Annotated in this window: 2 protein-coding genes; one reads left to right on the top strand and one right to left on the bottom strand. The window is 72.4% G+C overall.

Features of this window, described 5'->3' with window-relative positions; all coding sequences use genetic code 11:
- Positions 1 to 47: 47 nt before the first annotated feature.
- Positions 48 to 974 (bottom strand): DUF2637 domain-containing protein, encoded by a 927-nt coding sequence (locus QC029_RS30320; protein ID WP_279559056.1) that lies wholly within the window; start codon positions 972 to 974, stop codon positions 48 to 50.
- 522 nt (positions 975 to 1496) lie between these two features.
- Between QC029_RS30320 and QC029_RS30315 the strand changes: the two genes are divergently transcribed.
- On the top strand, positions 1497 to 2375 hold the full coding sequence (locus QC029_RS30315) for a glycoside hydrolase family 19 protein (protein ID WP_279559057.1): 879 nt from the start codon (positions 1497 to 1499) through the stop codon (positions 2373 to 2375).
- The last annotated feature ends 80 nt before the right edge of the window (positions 2376 to 2455 follow it).

Here is a 2455-nt window from a genome sequence, read left to right as displayed (position 1 = left end):
ACCTCGAGGTCGCCCCGGCCGGGCCCGTCCCCGCGTGTCCCGCGGCCCTACGAGCGTCCGCCCGGGGACGGCCGCCCCCGGCCGTCCCCGGGGTACGCGGTCCGCCTTCGGGGGAGCGGACCGCGCTGCTGCGGCAGCGGCGCGGGCTGGCGGGGGAGGGCGTGCCGGGGCTGGGTGAGGGTGATCTGCCCCACCAGCTGGTGGAAGCAGGCCAGGGCGGTGATCGGGGGGAGGCCCGCGGCGGCCACCCCGGCCAGGGTCCTGGGGGCGTGGGCCACGCACAGCACCACCGCGACGGTCGAGAAGAGGATCACCACCGCCCAGGAGTGCCGGACCCGGCGCCGCAGCACGGTGGCGCGCAGGATCGACAGCGAGCCGGCGAGCCAGGGACCGTAGACCAGCAGGGGCCACCACCGCGCCAGGTCGCCGGGCACGCCGGGCCCGGCCAGGAGGCGCAGCGGGTCGTAGGAGACCAGTCCGCCGAGCACGCTGACCATCGCCACGATGCCGGCGGTCAGCGCCGCCACGGCGTAGCTGAACACGTGCAGCAGCGACAGTTCGGGGCGCTGGGCCGTCCGGCGCCTGCGGCGGTGGCGGCGGTCGGCCGCCGGCCGCGCCGGGGGGCGTGCGGTGGCGGCGGTGTCGCCCGCACGGGCCGTGTCGTCGGCGTCGAAGCGGCGCAGCACCCGGGTGGCCTCGTCCACGGCCGGGTCCGGCGCCACGGGAGCCGTGCCGTGGGGCTGCGCCCGGGCGTGCGGCTGGGCCTGGACGTGGCCGGAGTCCTGCAGCAGCTTGGCGAGTTCGGCCTCGAAGTCCCAGGACGGATCGAGGACGTCCACGTCGGGTGCGGTGGGGGCCCTCTGCTCCGGAACGGGCCCAGGCTCGAACTCCGGATGGGCGGCGGCGCGGTACCAGTCCGGGTCTCCGCCGGCGGGCATGCCGTAGGGATCGAAGTGCGGACCCTGGTCACTCACGGCAGCCCAATCCGGAGAGGCGGGGCGCGGATGTGGAAAGCGGATCTGGTGAAGTCACGTTCACAACAACGAAGGCGGGACCCGACCGGACGACCGGCATTCGGGTGAAGTCTCAATTCATACGATCACGGTGAATGACCTTCGCCTCATCCCACGTCCCCCGCGCCTCCGCCCGGATTCGTGGTGCCGGTGGGCCGTACGGGGCGTCAGGGACCGGGAAACCGATGAGCGGCTGATCGGACGGGAGGAAAAGAGGAAACACGCCCGGCGGCTTGACACCGGGATTCCGCGAATTCCTGTTTTCTCCTTTCCGCCGGGAGGTTTGGGGAGCCTTCGAGCGGGTCCGGCGCCGCTGGACGCGCGGTCCGGCGGGATACCCCACGGCCGGTCCCGGCCGCCCGCGGTTGCTCGGATGTGGAACATCTTTGGTCTATACCTTGACTGGTACATACCAACGCGCTTGAGTGGTGCCGACCAACCCCCCACATCTGAAGGGATGTTCAGGTGCTGAGAAAACGCCTCATGGCGGGCCTCGCGGCATCCGCCCTCGCAGGCGCCCTGGCGGTCGCCCTGCCCGCGACCTCCGCGTCCGCGGCCGAGTGCGCGACCCCGTGGAGTTCCTCGGCGGTCTACCTCGGCGGGACGACCGTCTCCCACAACGGCCACAACTGGACCGCCCGCTGGTGGACCCAGAACGAGGTGCCGCCCGGGACCTCCGGAGTCTGGACGGACCAGGGCGCCTGCGGCGGCACGACCCCGCCGCCCACCGACCCGAACCCGTCGGGCTTCGTGGTCAGCGAGGCGCAGTTCAACCAGATGTTCCCGAACCGGAATCCCTTCTACACCTACCAGGGCCTGAAGGCGGCCCTGAGCGCCTACCCGGCCTTCGCCAACACCGGCAGCGACACGGTGAAGAAGCGGGAGGCCGCCGCCTTCCTGGCCAACGTCAGCCACGAGACCGGCGGCCTGGTCCACATCGTGGAGCAGAACACCGCCAACTACCCGCACTACTGCGACAGCGGCCAGCCCTACGGCTGCCCCGCGGGCCAGGCCGCGTACTACGGGCGCGGTCCGATCCAGCTCAGCTGGAACTTCAACTACAAGGCGGCGGGCGACGCGCTGGGCATCGACCTGCTGCGCAACCCCTACCTGGTGGAGCGGGACGCCGCGGTCGCCTGGAAGACCGCCCTGTGGTACTGGAACACCCAGAGCGGTCCGGGCACCATGACCCCGCACAACGCGATGGTCAACGGGCGCGGTTTCGGGGAGACCATCCGCAGCATCAACGGCTCCCTGGAGTGCGGCGGGCGCAACCCCGCCCAGGTGCAGAGCCGGATCAACAACTACCAGCGGTTCGTCCAGATCCTGGGCACCACCCCGGGTGACAACCTGAGCTGCTGACACGCGAGTCGGGCCGGAAGGCCGCCGCGCCGCCGTCTCCGCCGCCCCCGAGGACTGGGGCGGCGGGGACGAGCGGGCCG

Origin of the sequence: Streptomyces sp. DH37 (genome assembly GCF_029813835.1) — a bacterium.
Lineage (GTDB): Bacteria > Actinomycetota > Actinomycetes > Streptomycetales > Streptomycetaceae > Streptomyces.
The sequence above is the reverse complement of the archived record's forward strand: the minus strand, read 5'-3'. Positions and strand labels throughout refer to the sequence as shown.

Bases quoted from the DNA above. Each gene is read 5' to 3' on its own strand.
- QC029_RS30315 (WP_279559057.1), top strand. From the start codon at position 1,497: ATGGCGGGCCTCGCGGCATCCGCCCTCGCAGGCGCCCTGGCGGTCGCC.